Source organism: Curtobacterium sp. MCBD17_026 (assembly GCF_003234895.2).
GTDB classification, from domain to species: Bacteria; Actinomycetota; Actinomycetes; order Actinomycetales; family Microbacteriaceae; genus Curtobacterium; species Curtobacterium flaccumfaciens.
In genome coordinates, this window is sequence record NZ_CP126281.1 from 145,726 (window position 1) to 160,746 (window position 15,021).

The window sequence follows — 15,021 nt, forward strand, 5'->3', positions numbered from 1 at the left end:
TGTCTGCTTCGGGGACTGTCGTGTGTTGCGAAAGCGCGGCTAACGTTACCGGGTGAACTCTCCGCGTCCCCGGCTCGACCCCGCCGTCGCCGAGACCCGCCTGGCGGTCCGAGACCTGCTCGCCGCAGCCGTCGACGACGGTGTGGTCGCCGCAGGCGACCTGGTCCTCGTCGCACTGAGCGGTGGACCGGACTCCCTCGCCCTGGCGGCGGCCACCGCGTTCGAAGCGGGCAAGCAGGGTCTCCGGGCCGGGGCAGTGGTCGTCGACCACGCGCTCCAGGCGGGTTCCGAGGCGGTCGCGAGCCGCGCCTCCCGGCAGGCATCCGAGCTGGGACTCGACCCGGTGACGGTCCGCAGGGTCACGGTCGGCTCCGACGGTGGTCCGGAAGGCGCCGCCCGGGAGGCCCGCCACGCGTCGATCGCCGAGGTCGCGGCCGCCACCGGGTCACCCCTCGTGCTGCTGGGCCACACCCTGGACGACCAGGCCGAGACGGTGCTGCTCGGCCTGCTGCGCGGCAGCGGGCCGGACAGCCTGTCCGGCATGCAGCCGCTCGCCCGACGCGACGGCGGCCCGGCGTACGGCCGGCCGCTCCTGTCGGTCCGGCGCCACACGACCCGGCAGGCGTGCGCCGCAGCGGGGCTGGCGCCGTGGCACGACCCGCAGAACGACGACCCCGCGTACGCACGGGTGCGCGTGCGGAACACCCTGCTCCCGGTGCTCGAACGTGAGCTCGGTGCCGGGGTGCCCGAGGCCCTGGCCCGCACGGCCGACCAGCTGCGCGAGGACTCCGCCGCCCTCGACCACTTCGCCGAGGAGATCGCCGAGGACATCGCCGAGCACTCCGAGGCGGGCATCTCGCTGTCGGTGCGGGCACTCGGGGCGAACCCGCCGGCCCTCCGGCAGCGACTCGTACGCCTGGCGGTGGAGAGCGAGTTCGGGGTGACGCTGTCGCGCCTGCAGACGCTCGAGGTCTGCCGGCTGGTCACGGACTGGAGCGGACAGGGCCCGATCGACCTGCCGGGCGTCCGTGCCACGCGGACCGGCGACCGCATCGAGTTCAGCGCCGGTTAGGCTGGCGTGGTGGAACTCTCCGACGTCCAGGCAGACCTGTCCGAAGTGCTCTTCACCCCCGAGCAGATCGACGAGAAGCTCGCCGAGCTCGCGGCGGTCGTCGACACCGACTACGCGGGCCGCGACCCGCTGCTCGTCGGGGTGCTCAAGGGTGCCGTCATGGTGATGGCGGACTTCTCGCGCCACCTCAAGATGCAGGCGCGGATGGACTGGATGGCGGTGTCGTCGTACGGCTCCGGCACGAAGTCGTCCGGTGTGGTGCGGATCCTCAAGGACCTGGACACCGACCTGCACGGACGCGACGTCCTGATCGTCGAGGACATCATCGACTCCGGTCTGACCCTGTCGTGGCTCAAGCAGAACCTGCAGTCCCGTGGTGCCGCGAGCGTCGAGATCGTCGCCCTGCTGCGCAAGCCCGAGGCCGCCAAGGTCGAGGTCGACGTGAAGTACGTCGGCTTCGACATCCCCGACGCCTTCGTGGTCGGCTACGGCCTGGACTACGACGAGCGCTACCGCAACCTGCGCGGCGTCGGCGTCCTCGCTCCGCACGTCTACTCCTGACGGGCGGCCCGCCGCGCTCGGGTCGCACTCGGCCGACTCTGGCCCGGGGGTGAGTTCGCCCGCAGAGGACACCCATTCTCGCCACAGAATCGCGGCCGTATGCTGACCTGCACGCAACTTCGGCAGAGAAAGGTGTCGGGCACTCGCGCCCGGATCACATGAACTTCAAGCGCATCTTCCGCGGCCCGTACCTCTACGTGCTGATCGCGCTGGCGGGCATCTTCATCGGCTGGAGCGTCATCAGCCAGGGCAGCACGCAAGAGATCGACACCCAGAAGGGTCTCGAGCAGCTCTCCGATGACAAGGTCTCGTCCGCGACCATCAACTCCACCGAGCAGCGGGTCGACCTCGTCCTGAAGGACGGCGACAAGCAGGAGCAGTTCTACTACTCCACACCCCGCGGCGAAGAAGTGGTGCAGGCGGTCAACGACGCCAACCTGCCCGACGGCTACAACGACCGCGTCGCCCAGGGCAACTGGTTCCTGTCGCTGCTCGGCATCCTGCTGCCGTTCCTGATCATCGGTGCCCTGTTCTGGTTCCTGCTCTCGAGCGCCCAGGGCGGCGGCTCGAAGGTCATGCAGTTCGGCAAGTCGAAGGCCAAGATCAACAACAAGGAGAACCCGCAGGTGTCGTTCGCCGACGTCGCGGGTGCCGACGAGGCGATCGAGGAACTGCACGAGATCAAGGAGTTCCTCAAGGAGCCCGCGAAGTTCCAGGCCGTCGGGGCGAAGATCCCGAAGGGCGTGCTGCTCTACGGCCCTCCCGGAACCGGCAAGACCCTGCTCGCCCGCGCCGTCGCGGGTGAAGCCGGCGTGCCGTTCTACTCGATCTCCGGTTCGGACTTCGTCGAGATGTTCGTCGGTGTCGGTGCGAGCCGTGTCCGTGACCTCTTCGAGCAGGCCAAGGCGAACTCGCCGGCCATCGTCTTCATCGACGAGATCGACGCCGTCGGTCGTCACCGTGGTGCCGGCATCGGCGGTGGCAACGACGAGCGCGAGCAGACGCTGAACCAGCTCCTCGTCGAGATGGACGGCTTCGACGGCAAGACGAACGTCATCCTCATCGCCGCGACGAACCGTCCCGACGTGCTCGACCCCGCGCTCCTGCGCCCCGGCCGTTTCGACCGCCAGATCGGCGTCGATGCCCCGGGTCTCGCCGGCCGCAAGCAGATCCTCGAGGTGCACGCGAAGGGCAAGCCGCTCGCCGCGAGCGTCGACCTCGAGCTGCTCGCCCGCAAGACCCCGGGCTTCACCGGTGCCGACCTGGCGAACGTCCTGAACGAGGCGGCCCTGCTGACCGCCCGCTCGAACGCGCAGCTCATCGACAACCGTGCCCTCGACGAGGCCGTCGACCGCGTGATGGCCGGCCCGCAGCGCCGGACCCGGATCATGTCCGACCAGGAACGCCTGATCACCGCGTACCACGAGGGCGGCCACGCCCTGGCGGCAGCGGCGATGCGGCACACCGACCCGGTCACGAAGATCACGATCCTGCCCCGCGGCCGTGCCCTCGGCTACACGATGGTGCTCCCGCTCGAGGACAAGTACTCGGTCACCCGCAACGAGCTCCTCGACCAGCTCACCTACGCCATGGGTGGTCGCGTCGCGGAGGAGATCGTGTTCCACGACCCGACCACGGGCGCCTCGAACGACATCGAGAAGGCCACCGGCACCGCCCGCAAGATGGTCACCGAGTACGGCATGAGCCAGGCCGTCGGTTCCGTCAAGCTCGGGTCCGGCTCGAGCGAGCCGTTCGTCGGCCGTGACATGAGCGGTGGCACCGGTCGCGACTACTCGGAGACCATCGCCCAGACGGTCGACGCCGAGACCCGAGCCCTGCTCGAGGCCGCGCACGACGAGGCCTACCAGGTGCTCAACGACAACCGCGACATCCTCGACCGCCTGGCCGGCGAGCTCCTCGAGAAGGAGACGCTCGACGCCCCGGAACTCGTGGAGATCTTCAAGGACGTCCGCAAGCTGCCGGAGCGCCCGCAGTGGCTCTCCAGCGACAAGCGCCCGGTCAGCAACCTTCCCGCGATCGACGTGCCCGGCAAGGCCGCCTCGACCGCAGCGGACCCGTCGGACTCCGAGTCGACCTCGAAGACCCGTCGTCGCCCGTTCGGCAACCCGGGTATCGCCCCCGCGTAGGCCGGCATGACCGAGCTGCCGACGCGACGAGAGCGTCGACTCGCCGAGGTGAGTCGTGCCCGCGCCGCCGCCGCCGAACCGGCGACGGTCGCGATCGACCTCCGTGCACCCCAGCCGGTGCCGGAGGTCGTGACCGGCCGTCGCCGTGACCGTGGTGGTCCGGCCGAGGAGCGCACCCGGGTGCTCGGCATCCTCAACGTCACCCCCGACTCGTTCAGCGACGGTGGGCTGCACCAGGCCTACGACGCCGCCGTGCAGCACGCACGTGACCTCGTCGCCGCCGGTGCGGACGTCATCGACGTCGGTGGTGAGTCCACCCGGCCCGGTTCCGAGCGCGTGCCCGTGCCGGTCGAGCAGGAACGTGTGCTGCCGGTCGTGCAGCAGCTCGTGGCCGAGGGGATCCCGGTCAGCGTCGACACCATGAACGCCGCGACGGCCGAGCGCGCGGTCGACCTCGGCGCCGCCATCGTCAACGACGTCTCCGGCGGCCTCGCCGATCCGGACATGGCCCGGGTCGTGGCGTCGACGGGCGTCGGCTTCGTCGTCATGCACTGGCGCGGCCACAGCGACCGGATGTACCGCAACGCCGAGTACACCCACGCGGTCGAAGAGGTCCGGCGCGAGGTCGAGCTCCGGGTCGCCGAACTCATCGTGCTCGGCGTCCGGCAGGAGCAGGTCGTCATCGACCCGGGCCTCGGCTTCGCCAAGCACGGGGTGCAGAACTGGCAGATCCTGGCCGGCTACGAGCGCTTCGCCTCGATGGGCCTGCCGGTGCTCGTCGCCGCCTCACGCAAGCGGTTCCTCGACGGTGTCGGGAGCCCCGAGGGCGCTCCGCCCAGGGAGCGCGACCTCGCCACCGCCGCCATCAGCCTGCTCGCCGCCGAACGCGGCGCGTGGGGTGTGCGCGTGCACGACCCGGCACCGACCCGTGCCGTGCTCGACGTCTGGGACGCCTGGAGGGCAGCTCGATCGTGAACGACACCATCCGACTCACCGGGGTCCGCGCCCGCGGACACCACGGCGTCTTCGACCACGAGCGCGAGGACGGCCAGGACTTCGTCGTCGACGTCGCCGTGGAGCTCGACGCCCGTGCCGCCTCGGGCAGCGACGACCTCGACGCCACCGTGCACTACGGCGTCCTCGCCGAGCAGGTCGTCGCCGAGATCGAACGCGACCCGGTCGACCTGATCGAGACGCTGGCCGAGCGCATCGCCGCGGCCGTGCTTACCCACCGTGCCGCGCTGGCGACCGAGGTCACGGTGCACAAGCCGCAGGCCCCGATCACCGTGCCGTTCACCGACGTCTCGATCACCATCCGACGCACCCGCGGCGCCACGGTGCCGGACGAGGAAGAAGAATGACCCACCGGGTCGTCGTCGCCCTCGGAGCGAACCTCGGCGACCGGGGGAGCACGCTCCGCGCCGCCGCCACCGCGATCGCCGCCCTGCCCGGGGTCGAGCCGGTGGCCTCGAGCCGCGAGGTCGAGTCGGTCGCCGTGACCCTCGAGGGCCTCGACACGTCGAAGCCCCGCTACCGGAACGCCGTCGTGGTCGTCGACACCGACCTCGAGCCACAGGCCTTCCTCGACGCCCTGCACGGCATCGAGGACGCCCACGGCCGCACGCGCGAGGTCCGGTGGGGCGACCGCACCCTCGACCTCGACGTCGTCGCGGTGGACGACCTGCGGATCGCCACGGACACCCTGGTCGTGCCGCACCCCCGGGCAGCGGAGCGTGCGTTCGTGCTCGCCCCGTGGCTCGACGCCGACCCCGAGGCCGTCCTGCCCGGTGTCGGACCGGTGGCCGACCTGCTCGCCGCCGTGGGGGACGACACCGAGCGCGTCGACGAGCCGCGCCTGTTCGCGGAGTCGGCACGGGCCTCCCGGCCGGCGGGGAGCGCGACCAGCGCATGAAGCCCACCCGCGCCTCCACGCTGCTCAGCATCGCCATCGTGACGGTGGTCGCCGGTTTCGCGCTCGACGCCGTCCTGGCGTCGCGCCAGCTGCCGACGTTCCTGTTCTCGGTCCCGCTCGGCATCACGCTCGCGTTCATCGGTGTCGCCGTCGTGCTCATGGCGCGCCCGGTGCGCCGACACGCGCGCGACGGCGCCGGACGCCAGCGGCCGGTCGACCCGCTCTACGCGACGCGGGTCGTCGTGCTCGCGAAGGCGTCCAGCATCTGCGGCACGCTGCTGGGCGGGTTCGCCCTCGGCCTCGTGCTGTACCTGCTCACCCGTTCCGCGACGCCTTCGCTAGGCTCGACCCTGCCGAACGTGATCGCCGTCGGGGGCGGGATCGTCCTGACGGTCTGCGCACTCGTGGCGGAGCGGATGTGCATCGCACCCCCGGGTGACGACGACGACCGTGACGATCCCCGCAACGGTTCGACGACGGTGAACTGACCGAGCAACCCCAGGAGGCCCGCGATGCCGCGTGAACGACTCGACGAGCCCGGCCTCGGCCTCGGTGGGATCGCCTGGCAGCGGGTGTCCGCGAAGCTCGTGTGGACCGAACTCATCGCCACGCTCGTGATCGGTGTCGTGCTCACCGCGGGCTGCGTGCTCATCGGGATCGTCACCGACGGCTTCGGTTCCGGAGCCGGCACCGTGTGGCTCACCATCGGCATCGTGGTCGCGGTCGTCACGGCGATCACCGCTGCGCTCACACCCCGACGGGTCCGGGCCATCGGCTACGCGCTCCGCGACGACGACCTGGTCGTGCGCCGCGGGCTCATGTGGCAGCGGTTCACGGCGGTCCCGTACGGCCGGATGCAGCTCGTCGACGTCGCCCGCGGGCCGCTCGACCGGGCGCTCGGCATGAGCGAGCTGAAGTTCGTCACCGCCGCCGCCGCCACGAACGTCCGGATCCCGGGTGTCCCGGCAGCGGACGCCGACGAGCTGCGCGACCGCCTCGTCGAGCTCGCCGAGTCCCGTCGCGCCGGACTGTAGGGGTCGTCCGTGACCTTCCGACCGGGCACCCCGCCACCCGCTCCGCCCGCGCCGCCCACCCGGGGCAACGCGGCCGCCGCGGCACCCCTGACCGACGGCGAGTGGCACCGCCTGCACCCGCTCACCCCGCTGCTCAAGGGCGGGATCTTCCTCATCGTCATCCTCGGTTACGTGCTGAACAGCCTGCGTGACCGGCTCGTCGAGTTCTTCATCCCGGGCGAGCAGCAGGAGGACGGTGACCCGGTCCGGTACGTGTACGAGCACGGCGTCGTCGGCTGGGTCCTGCTCGGCATCGTGGTGCTGCTCGTGGTGCTGATCGGGCTGTTCTACCTGTCCTGGCGCATGCACGAGTTCCGCGTCACCGGCGAGATCGTCGAGGTGCGCTCGGGCGTGCTGTTCCGGAACCACCGCAAGGCCCGGCTCGACCGGATCCAGGGCATCAACATCCAGCGGCCACTCGTGCCCCGGGTGTTCGGCACCGCCAAGCTCGAGATCGCGCAGGCCGGCAACGACGCCAACGTGCAGCTCGCCTACCTCGGGGCCCGTGCCGCCGACGACCTGCGGCAGCGGATCCTGGTGCTGGCGTCCGGCGCGAAGGACGACGACGGCCACGGTGGTCCGTCGCGGCAGTCGCACGGAGCACTGCAGGACCGCGTCGACGAGATGTTCTCGCCCGAGCTCGACCCGGCAGCCGTGCACGCCACCCGCATCGTCAAGGTGCGCCCCGGTCGCCTCATCGCGTCGATGCTGCTGTCCGGCACGACGCTGTTCCTCGTGCTCGTCATCACCGCGATGATCGTCAGCGTCGCCGTCACCGGCGAGTACGGCCTGCTGTTCGGGCTGTTCCCCGCCGTGCTCGGTGCCGGTGGCTACTACGTCCGCAAGTTCTCCCGCTCGTTGCAGTACACGATCGCCGAGACCCGCGACGGCATCCGGATCGGCTTCGGGCTGGTCTCGACGTCGAACGAGACGCTGCCGCCCGGCCGCATCCACGCCGTCAGCGTCGCCCAGCCGCTGCTGTGGCGTCCGTTCGGCTGGTGGGACATCCGCATCAACCGTGCGACGAGCGCCGGCAACGGGGCGTCGAACAACCAGCAGGTGTCCTCGATCGTGCTGCCCGTCGGCACCACGGCGGACGTCCGCGAGGTCCTCGACATCATCCTGCCGGGGCTCGTCGGCACCGTCGTCGCCGGCCCGGAAGCCTCGCAGGAAGCGCTGCGCGAGGGTGCGGCCGAAGCCGTGGACGTCGTCGACGACAGCCTCACCACCTCGGGCGACCGCGGCGGGTTCGTGCACTCCCCACGACGTGGCGCCTGGCTCCGTCCGTTCGCGTTCCGGCGCAACGGCTACCGGTTCGTGCAGGGTGCGGTGCTGCTGCGGCTCGGTGCCGTGTGGCGCTCGCTCGTCATCGTGCCGCTGCCCCGGGTGCAGAGCGTCAAGGTCGAGCAGGGTCCGCTCGAGCGTGCCCTGCGGCTCGCAGCCGTCCACGTCCACACCGTGGCCGGTCCGGTCTCGGCCCGCGTCGGCGCGCTCGACGCGGGTGACGCGCAGCGCCTGTGGTCGGAGACGACGCAGCGTGCCGTCCAGGCCGCAGCGGTCGACACGACCCACCGCTGGCGCGAACGGGAGGCCCGTCCCGCGACGGCCACGCACGCTGCGGCCGACACCGTGCCCGGGTCCGGAGCCCCTGCCGGACCGACGGCGGACCACCGGTCCGGTGCCGTCCCTGCCGGCTGGGCCGACGTCCCCCCGACCGGAGCCGCACGATGAGGGCCGGGCGTCTCGGGGTCGGCATCGTCGGCGCCGGACGGGTCGGACCCGTCCTCGGAGCGGCCCTGGCGAACGCGGAGCACGCCGTCGTCGGGGTGACCGCCGTGTCCGACGAGAGCCGTGACCGCGCCGAGGCCATGCTGCCGGGCGCCCCGGTGCTCGCGACGCCGGACCTGGTCGAGCGGAGCGAACTCGTGCTGCTCGCGGTGCCGGACGACCAGCTCGCCTCGCTCGTGCAGGGGCTGGCGGACGCCGGGATCTGGCAGCCGGGGCAGCTCGTCGTGCACACCAGCCCGGACCACGGCGTCGGGATCCTCGCCCCGGCGATGGCTGCCGGTGCGATCCCGTTGGCGATCCACCCCGCGATGGCCTTCACAGGCACGAGCGTCGACCTGTCCCGGCTGCGCGACGCGTACTGCGCGGTGACCGCACCGGCGCCCGTCCTGCCGATCGCGCAGGCGCTCGTGGTCGAGATGGGCGCCGAACCGTTCGTCGTGGCCGAAGGCGACCGGCCCGCCTACGCCGATGCGGTGCGGGCCGCCGTGAGCTTCTCGACCGCGATCGTGGACCAGTCCGCCGGCACCCTGTCCGGCATCGGCGTCGAACACCCGGGTCGTGTCCTCGGTGCGCTCGTCCGCTCCGCCGTCGACAACGCGCTCACCGCCGCCGACGGGCAGTCGACGCTCTAGCGGTTCGGGGGCGGGCCGCGGCGCGGGGAGGAGGTCGGGCCGGGCGCTCGAGAGGTCACGACTCCCCGCTCAGTTCCGCCGAATGGTCACGATCTGTCGGCTGCGCGTGCTCAAGCCGACAGATTGTGACCGGTGGGGGTGGTGCGGGCGGGGAGTTGTGACCGCGGTGTCGGCTCCTGTTCCGGCGGGCTCGGCAACTCCGGCTGGTCAAGACTCCCCGCTCAGTTCGCCCGAGTGGTCGTGAAGTGTCGGTCGGGGGCGCTTCGGGCGGCGGATTGTGACCGGCGGGCATGGAGCGGGCGGGGTGTTGTGACCGCGGTCTCGGCTCCGGCAGCCCGGCAGCCCGTAGCTCTGCAGCCCGTAGCTCTGCAGCCCGGGGTGGTCGGGACCCACCGCTCAATTCAGCCGAGGGGGCGGGAACTGTGGGCCGGGCGGCCACGGTTCGGGGGCGGGACCGCGGCGCGGGTAGCATTTCCCCCGACCCCCACGACCATCGGAGCCGCACCCGCATGACCGACGAGACCGTCACCCCCGACACCGCGATCGCCGCCGCCGCCGCACTGGCCGAGCAGGAGACCAGCGAGCAGCGACAGGTCCGGCTCGACAAGCGGGCGAAGCTGCTGGAGTCGGGCATCGAGGCGTACCCCGCCGAGCTCCCCATCACCACGACGATCCCGGCCGTGCGCGAGCAGTACGCGCACCTGGAGACCGGCGAGGAGACCCAGGACGTCGTGGGCATCGCTGGTCGTGTGGTGTTCTCGCGCAACACCGGCAAGCTCTGCTTCGCGTCCCTGCAGTCGGGCGACGGCTCGCGCATCCAGGCGATGGTCTCCCTGGCCGAGGTGGGAGACGAGTCCCTCGCCCGCTGGAAGGAGTTCGTCGACCTGGGCGACCACGTGTTCGTGCACGGGCGGGTGATCTCCTCGCGCCGCGGCGAGCTGTCCATCATGGTCGACGACTGGGCGATCGCGGCGAAGGCGATCCTGCCGCTGCCGAACCTGCACAACGAGCTCAACGAGGAGACGCGGGTCCGCCAGCGCTACCTCGACCTCATCGTCCGCGACGAGGCCCGCGCCACCGTGCGTGCCCGCGCTGCCGTGATGGCCTCGCTCCGCCAGACCTTCACCGCGCACGAGTACCTCGAGGTCGAGACCCCGATGCTGCAGACCCAGCACGGCGGCGCCTCGGCCCGACCGTTCGTGACGCACTCGAACGCCTTCGACACCGAGCTGTTCCTGCGCATCGCACCCGAGCTGTTCCTGAAGCGTGCCGTCGTCGGTGGCATCGACCGGGTGTTCGAGATCAACCGCAACTTCCGCAACGAGGGCGCCGACTCGTCGCACTCGCCCGAGTTCGCGATGGTCGAGGCGTACCAGGCGTACGGCAACTACGAGCAGATGGCCGACCTGACGCAGGAGCTCGTGCAGAACGCCACCCGCGCGGTCACCGGTGGTGCGCTCGAGGTCACCCTGCCCGACGGCAGCACCTACGACCTGGGTGGCGAGTGGCCCCGCATCGACATGTACGGCTCGCTGTCCGAGGCCGCGGGGCGCGAGATCACCCCGGAGACCCCGCTGTCCGAGCTGCAGGCGCTCGCCGAGGCCGAGGGCGTCGAGGTCGCCCACGCCACGCACGGCAAGTACGTCGAGGAGCTCTGGGAGCACTTCGTCATCGACTCGCTCGACCGCCCGACCTTCGTGATGAACTTCCCGGTCGACACCTCGCCGCTCACCCGGCAGCACCGCACGCGTCCCGGCGTCGTCGAGAAGTGGGACCTGTACGTCCGCGGCTTCGAGCTCGGCACGGCGTACTCCGAGCTCGTCGACCCGGTCGTGCAGCGGGAGCGGTTCGTCGAGCAGGCGAAGCTCGCGGCCGGCGGTGACCTCGAGGCGATGCGCGTCGACGAGGACTTCCTGCGGGCCCTGGAGCACGCGATGCCCCCGTCGGGCGGCATGGGCATGGGGATCGACCGCCTGCTCATGGCCATCACGGGCCTGGGCATCCGCGAGACGATCCTGTTCCCGCTGGTCAAATAACTCCCGGTCCACCGGGGTACGATGCTCGGGTGCCTGAAGGAGTCGTAAGCGGGATCGTCTTCGCCCTGACGCCGACCATCGTCGTCGGCCTGATCTTCTGGTTCGTGATGCGCGCGATCATGCGTGCCGACCGGACCGAGCGTGCCGCGTACGCCAAGGTCGAGGCCGAGGAGCGCGCCCGCTTCGAGCGTGAGCACGGTCGCCCCGCGCCGACGTCGGCCGAGTAGCCACAGCCACAGCCGCAGCACCTTGCTCCCCGCGCGCTGCACGGCGCGCACGTCCTTTCGCTGACTTCACCCGGCGTTCACCGCGCGGTGTGACGCTGTCGCGCATGCCGACCTTCCCGGAACCCGTCGAGGACCTCGAGGACCTCGAGGACCTCGACGTGGAGGACGCCTTCGGGCACCCGGTGGCGGGCACGGCCGGCCTGCCCGACGGCGCCGACGGAACCGACCGCGAAGCCGACGGCGGACCCCTCGACGACGAGGGCGACGTCGACGACCTCGACGTCTGAGCGCCGACGGACCGTCACGCACCGTTCACCTCGCCGACGCGTGCCGGGGTGAGCATCGTCCGCATGGCAACCACCGCACATCCCTTCACGGGCCGCAGCCTCGTCGGTGACATCGAGAGCGAGTACGACGAGTTCGACCGAGACGCCGACCTCGAGGTCTCCAAGCGCCGGGACGGGTGGCTCGAACCCTCCTGGTGACCCCCACCCATTCGGTATTCGGGGTACGACGACCAGATCGCACTGATCCGGTCGGACGTACCCCTTTTGCATGTCCGGAGTACGCAGTCGCCTGGGGTACACGATCGGAAACGCTGGTGAAACACGCCTGCAACGCCGGAAACACGGCGTTAGCCGCTTGATCCAGGGCCGAATGGGGGACCAGACCGTCGGTGGGCTGTACCCCGCGGGGGACGCTTTCGATGACGAAGCACGGAGAACCCTGAGAATCGCTCCGAACGATTTGTGGGGTACACCTCCGGGCCGCTTTACTCATCAGCACCCCCCGGCAACGCCCCACGAAGCCATCACCGTCGAACGCAGGGAGAAACACCATGACGATCGCAACGGCTGCACCCAGCACCACCCGCCGCACCGCCACCAAGAAGGCATCGGCATCGAAGACCGCGACCGCCGAGTCCGCCACCACCTCCCTCGACACCGAGGTCGAGGCCGACGAGCAGCTCGCCGGTGTCCGCGGCGCCTCGGTCGACCAGGTCGGCGACTACCTCCGTCACATCGGCCGTCTCTCGCTCCTCACCGCCGAGGAAGAAGCGCAGATCGCACGCCGCATCGAGGTCGGGCTCTTCGCTGAAGAGAAGCTCGCCACCGAGAAGGGTCTCGCGAAGACCCTGCAGCGTGAACTCCGCTGGCTCGTCCGTGACGGTGAGCGCGCCAAGGAGCGCATGATCACCTCGAACCTCCGCCTCGTCGTGAGCATCGCCAAGCGGTACTCGCAGCGCGGCCTGCCCTTCATGGACGTCATCCAGGAAGGCAACCTCGGCCTGGTCCGTGCGGTCGAGAAGTTCGACTTCACGCAGGGCTACAAGTTCTCGACCTACGCCACCTGGTGGATCCGCCAGGCCATCTCGCGTGGTCTCGCCGACAAGGCACGCACGATCCGCATCCCGGTGCACACGGTCGAGCTCATCAACAAGATCTCGCGCACCGAGCGTGACCTGACCGTCGACCTCGGCCGTGCGCCGATGCCGGAGGAAGTCGCCGCCGAGCTGAGCATGAGCGTCGAGGAGCTCGTCGACCTCAAGGGCCGCTCGCACGAGCCGGTCTCGATCCACACCGTGGTCGGCGACTCCGACGACAGCGAACTCGGTGACTTCATCGAGGACGAGGACGCCGCGAGCCCGAACGAGCTCACCGAGACGACGCTGCTGCACCGCGACATCCGCTCCATCGTCGCCGAGCTGCCCAGCGACGAGGCGAACGTCATCCGCATGCGCTACGGCCTGGACGACGACAAGCCGATGACCCTCGACGAGATCTCGAAGATCGTGCACACGACGCGCCAGGCCGTCAGCCGCGTGGAGTCGCGCGCCAAGCTGCGTCTGTTCGCCAAGGCGGTCTCGCAGGACATGCAGCTGTACCTGACCAACTAGGTCAGCGGACTTCGGCCGGTACGTTCACCCGTGCCGGCGCGGGGAAACCGGGTCGTTCTGTGGGAAGACGATCCGGTGGGGTGATGGGACGGCCCGCTCGAGCACTGCTCGAGCGGGCCATTCACGTCCCCGGGGCCCGGGCCGGTCCCAGGGCCAGGGCCAGGGCCAGCACCGACGCGGCGTCAGTCGTCGATCTCGCGCCGGAGCTTCTGCCGCAGGTCGCTCGGGATGAGCTCGACCAACTGGTCTGGCCGCACCGGCAGGTCGAGCAGGCTGAGCTTCACCCGCCCGGTACGCCCGTGCCGCTCGGCGTCGAGGCGCACCACACTGCCGGCGTCCTTGCGGAGCCGCATGTCGATCTGCGCCCCGGTGGCCACCTCGCCGACCACGAGCCCGTCGACCTCGAGCGCTGCGCTCCTGGTGCCCTCGGCGATGTCGAACCGGTAGCGCTCCCGCGCGGCGAGCACCACGGATCGGTCGATCCCGGCCATCGGCGCGACCGGCGTCACCACGGAGCCGGACAGTGCGGGGGAGAGCACGGGCCCACCGGCGGCGTAGTTGTACGCGGTCGAGCCGGCGGGGGTTGAGGCGACGATGGCGTCGGCCCGGTAGTACCCGTACCCGAGGCCCCCGACGCTGAGGTCGGCCGAGACCTGCCCGGCGCCGGGCCGCCGCACGATGGTCAGGTCGTTGAACGCCAGGTAGTCGGTGCGGGCACCGCCCCAGGACAACCTGGCCTCGAGCGCGTGGTGCGGCTCGAGCTGGTACTCGCCGGCGGACAGTCGTTCGAGCGCGCTCTCGAGCTCGGGCGGCTCGATCTCGACCAGGAACCCGACGTTGCCGTAGTTCACCCCGAGGACGGGCACCGGGCGCTTCGCCACGAGCCGCATCGCGCCGAGCATGGTGCCGTCGCCGCCGAGGGCCACGACCAGGTCGACGCGGTCGGTGAAGTCGTCGTCGTCGACCACGTCGACCCCGCCGCCGATGCGCTGGGCGTCCGCGCGGCGGGCGAGCAGCTCGCCCTGGCCGGACGCGTTCCAGCGCTGCAGGGTCGTCACGGACTCCTGCACGTTCTTGGTCGGGTGGACGACGAGGCCGACGACGGGCTGCTCCATGACCGGATCGTACCGAGCGGACCTCCGATGCGGGCGGGTCGTCCGCAGAGGCATGAGATATTCTGAATACATGCAGACCGCTCAGCTCTCCGTCGCCCTCCCTTCCGTCCGGCACGGCCGCGAGATCGTGCTGCTCGCCGACCTCGAATCCCACGAGTCCGGCTTCGGCTTCGTCGACGCCGAACACCTGCTGTTGGCCGCCGTCACGCTCTGCGCCGGCATGCCCCGTTTTCGGCCCGTCCTCGACGCTCACCGGATCACCCCCGACGCCGTCCGCTCCGGCATCCGCGCCTTCGTCGGCGCCCACACCACCTGCCCCGGAGAACACGACCGCGTCGCGTGCACGCCCGCTGCGATGCGCGTGCTCGCCCGCGCCGCGACGACCGCCGGGCGTTCGGAGCGCATCCGACCGCCGCACGTCGTCCTCGCCGTGCTCGACTCGGTCGACGATCCGCTCGCCGGATCGGCGCACGACGTCCTCGACGCCCTCGGCGTCGACGCGCGCCGTTTCCGACGTGACCTGCGTCGCGCGGTGCGGCGCGCCTGACCCAGCGCGACCGG

17 protein-coding genes are annotated in these 15,021 nt (G+C 71.0%); 16 read left to right on the forward strand and 1 reads right to left on the reverse strand.

Features of this window, described 5'->3' with window-relative positions; genetic code table 11:
- The first annotated feature begins 52 nt into the window (after positions 1–52).
- The 15 genes from tilS (at position 53) to DEI85_RS00785 (ending at position 13,345) form a co-directional block, all read left to right on the forward strand.
- Positions 53–1,072, forward strand: coding sequence for a tRNA lysidine(34) synthetase TilS (tilS, locus tag DEI85_RS00715; protein ID WP_110858507.1), 1,020 nt, complete (start codon positions 53–55; stop codon positions 1,070–1,072).
- Positions 1,073–1,081: 9 nt separating this feature from the next.
- The gene (hpt, locus tag DEI85_RS00720) at positions 1,082–1,633 is read left to right on the forward strand and encodes a hypoxanthine phosphoribosyltransferase (protein WP_110858508.1); all 552 of its coding nucleotides are present in this window, start codon (positions 1,082–1,084) and stop codon (positions 1,631–1,633) included.
- 158 nt (positions 1,634–1,791) lie between these two features.
- Entirely contained in the window at positions 1,792–3,780 is a 1,989-nt protein-coding gene (ftsH, locus tag DEI85_RS00725) for an ATP-dependent zinc metalloprotease FtsH (protein WP_027467057.1), read from the forward strand.
- Positions 3,781–3,786: 6 nt separating this feature from the next.
- Positions 3,787–4,755 (forward strand): dihydropteroate synthase, encoded by a 969-nt coding sequence (gene folP / locus DEI85_RS00730; RefSeq protein ID WP_181436454.1) that lies wholly within the window; start codon positions 3,787–3,789, stop codon positions 4,753–4,755.
- On the forward strand, positions 4,752–5,141 hold the full coding sequence (folB, locus tag DEI85_RS00735; protein ID WP_027467059.1) for a dihydroneopterin aldolase: 390 nt from the start codon (positions 4,752–4,754) through the stop codon (positions 5,139–5,141). The genes folP and folB overlap by 4 nt, the downstream gene beginning before the upstream one ends.
- Positions 5,138–5,692 carry a 2-amino-4-hydroxy-6-hydroxymethyldihydropteridine diphosphokinase gene (folK, locus tag DEI85_RS00740; RefSeq protein ID WP_111124391.1) on the forward strand — a complete coding sequence of 185 codons (555 nt, stop codon included), beginning with the start codon at positions 5,138–5,140 and terminating at the stop codon, positions 5,690–5,692. Before folB ends, folK begins: the two co-directional genes overlap by 4 nt.
- On the forward strand, positions 5,689–6,180 hold the full coding sequence (locus tag DEI85_RS00745; RefSeq protein ID WP_111124392.1) for a DUF3180 domain-containing protein: 492 nt from the start codon (positions 5,689–5,691) through the stop codon (positions 6,178–6,180). The genes folK and DEI85_RS00745 overlap by 4 nt, the downstream gene beginning before the upstream one ends.
- A 24-nt stretch (positions 6,181–6,204) precedes the next feature.
- On the forward strand, positions 6,205–6,726 hold the full coding sequence (locus tag DEI85_RS00750; protein ID WP_111090755.1) for a PH domain-containing protein: 522 nt from the start codon (positions 6,205–6,207) through the stop codon (positions 6,724–6,726).
- A gap of 9 nt (positions 6,727–6,735) precedes the next feature.
- Positions 6,736–8,496, forward strand: coding sequence for a PH domain-containing protein (locus DEI85_RS00755; RefSeq protein WP_111124393.1), 1,761 nt, complete (start codon positions 6,736–6,738; stop codon positions 8,494–8,496).
- The gene (locus DEI85_RS00760) at positions 8,493–9,185 is read left to right on the forward strand and encodes a Rossmann-like and DUF2520 domain-containing protein (protein ID WP_035809347.1); all 693 of its coding nucleotides are present in this window, start codon (positions 8,493–8,495) and stop codon (positions 9,183–9,185) included. The genes DEI85_RS00755 and DEI85_RS00760 overlap by 4 nt, the downstream gene beginning before the upstream one ends.
- A 509-nt stretch (positions 9,186–9,694) precedes the next feature.
- Positions 9,695–11,221: a lysine--tRNA ligase gene (gene lysS / locus DEI85_RS00765; RefSeq protein ID WP_110858514.1), complete on the forward strand. Its 1,527-nt coding sequence runs from the start codon at positions 9,695–9,697 to the stop codon at positions 11,219–11,221.
- A gap of 29 nt (positions 11,222–11,250) precedes the next feature.
- Positions 11,251–11,448 (forward strand): hypothetical protein, encoded by a 198-nt coding sequence (locus tag DEI85_RS00770; RefSeq protein WP_111090752.1) that lies wholly within the window; start codon positions 11,251–11,253, stop codon positions 11,446–11,448.
- Positions 11,449–11,552: 104 nt separating this feature from the next.
- Entirely contained in the window at positions 11,553–11,735 is a 183-nt protein-coding gene (locus DEI85_RS00775; RefSeq protein ID WP_181430123.1) for a hypothetical protein, read from the forward strand.
- Between the two features lie 63 nt (positions 11,736–11,798).
- Positions 11,799–11,933 (forward strand): hypothetical protein, encoded by a 135-nt coding sequence (locus DEI85_RS00780; protein WP_258320880.1) that lies wholly within the window; start codon positions 11,799–11,801, stop codon positions 11,931–11,933.
- Between the two features lie 353 nt (positions 11,934–12,286).
- Entirely contained in the window at positions 12,287–13,345 is a 1,059-nt protein-coding gene (locus tag DEI85_RS00785; RefSeq protein ID WP_111090750.1) for a sigma-70 family RNA polymerase sigma factor, read from the forward strand.
- A gap of 182 nt (positions 13,346–13,527) precedes the next feature.
- Here DEI85_RS00785 and DEI85_RS00790 read toward each other — a convergent pair whose 3' ends face one another.
- A complete protein-coding gene (locus DEI85_RS00790; protein WP_110858517.1) occupies positions 13,528–14,460 on the reverse strand; it encodes an NAD(+)/NADH kinase in 933 nt (310 codons plus the stop codon).
- Between the two features lie 70 nt (positions 14,461–14,530).
- On the opposite strand from DEI85_RS00790, the gene DEI85_RS00795 reads away from it, so the two are divergent.
- Positions 14,531–15,007, forward strand: a complete 477-nt coding sequence (locus DEI85_RS00795) for a Clp protease N-terminal domain-containing protein (RefSeq protein ID WP_181419930.1) — start codon at positions 14,531–14,533, stop codon at positions 15,005–15,007.
- The last annotated feature ends 14 nt before the right edge of the window (positions 15,008–15,021 follow it).

What these genes read in the sequence shown, in the direction of transcription:
- ftsH (WP_027467057.1), top strand. Translation starts at nt 1,792, where the DNA reads ATGAACTTCAAGCGCATCTTCCGCGGCCCGTACCTCTACGTGCTGATC.
- folP (WP_181436454.1), top strand. Translation starts at nt 3,787, where the DNA reads ATGACCGAGCTGCCGACGCGACGAGAGCGTCGACTCGCCGAGGTGAGT.
- folK (WP_111124391.1), top strand. Translation starts at nt 5,138, where the DNA reads ATGACCCACCGGGTCGTCGTCGCCCTCGGAGCGAACCTCGGCGACCGG.
- DEI85_RS00745 (WP_111124392.1), top strand. Translation starts at nt 5,689, where the DNA reads ATGAAGCCCACCCGCGCCTCCACGCTGCTCAGCATCGCCATCGTGACG.
- DEI85_RS00750 (WP_111090755.1), top strand. Translation starts at nt 6,205, where the DNA reads ATGCCGCGTGAACGACTCGACGAGCCCGGCCTCGGCCTCGGTGGGATC.
- DEI85_RS00760 (WP_035809347.1), top strand. Translation starts at nt 8,493, where the DNA reads ATGAGGGCCGGGCGTCTCGGGGTCGGCATCGTCGGCGCCGGACGGGTC.
- lysS (WP_110858514.1), top strand. Translation starts at nt 9,695, where the DNA reads ATGACCGACGAGACCGTCACCCCCGACACCGCGATCGCCGCCGCCGCC.
- DEI85_RS00775 (WP_181430123.1), top strand. Translation starts at nt 11,553, where the DNA reads ATGCCGACCTTCCCGGAACCCGTCGAGGACCTCGAGGACCTCGAGGAC.
- DEI85_RS00780 (WP_258320880.1), top strand. Translation starts at nt 11,799, where the DNA reads ATGGCAACCACCGCACATCCCTTCACGGGCCGCAGCCTCGTCGGTGAC.
- DEI85_RS00785 (WP_111090750.1), top strand. Translation starts at nt 12,287, where the DNA reads ATGACGATCGCAACGGCTGCACCCAGCACCACCCGCCGCACCGCCACC.
- DEI85_RS00790 (WP_110858517.1), bottom strand. Translation starts at nt 14,460, where the DNA reads ATGGAGCAGCCCGTCGTCGGCCTCGTCGTCCACCCGACCAAGAACGTG.
- DEI85_RS00795 (WP_181419930.1), top strand. Translation starts at nt 14,531, where the DNA reads ATGCAGACCGCTCAGCTCTCCGTCGCCCTCCCTTCCGTCCGGCACGGC.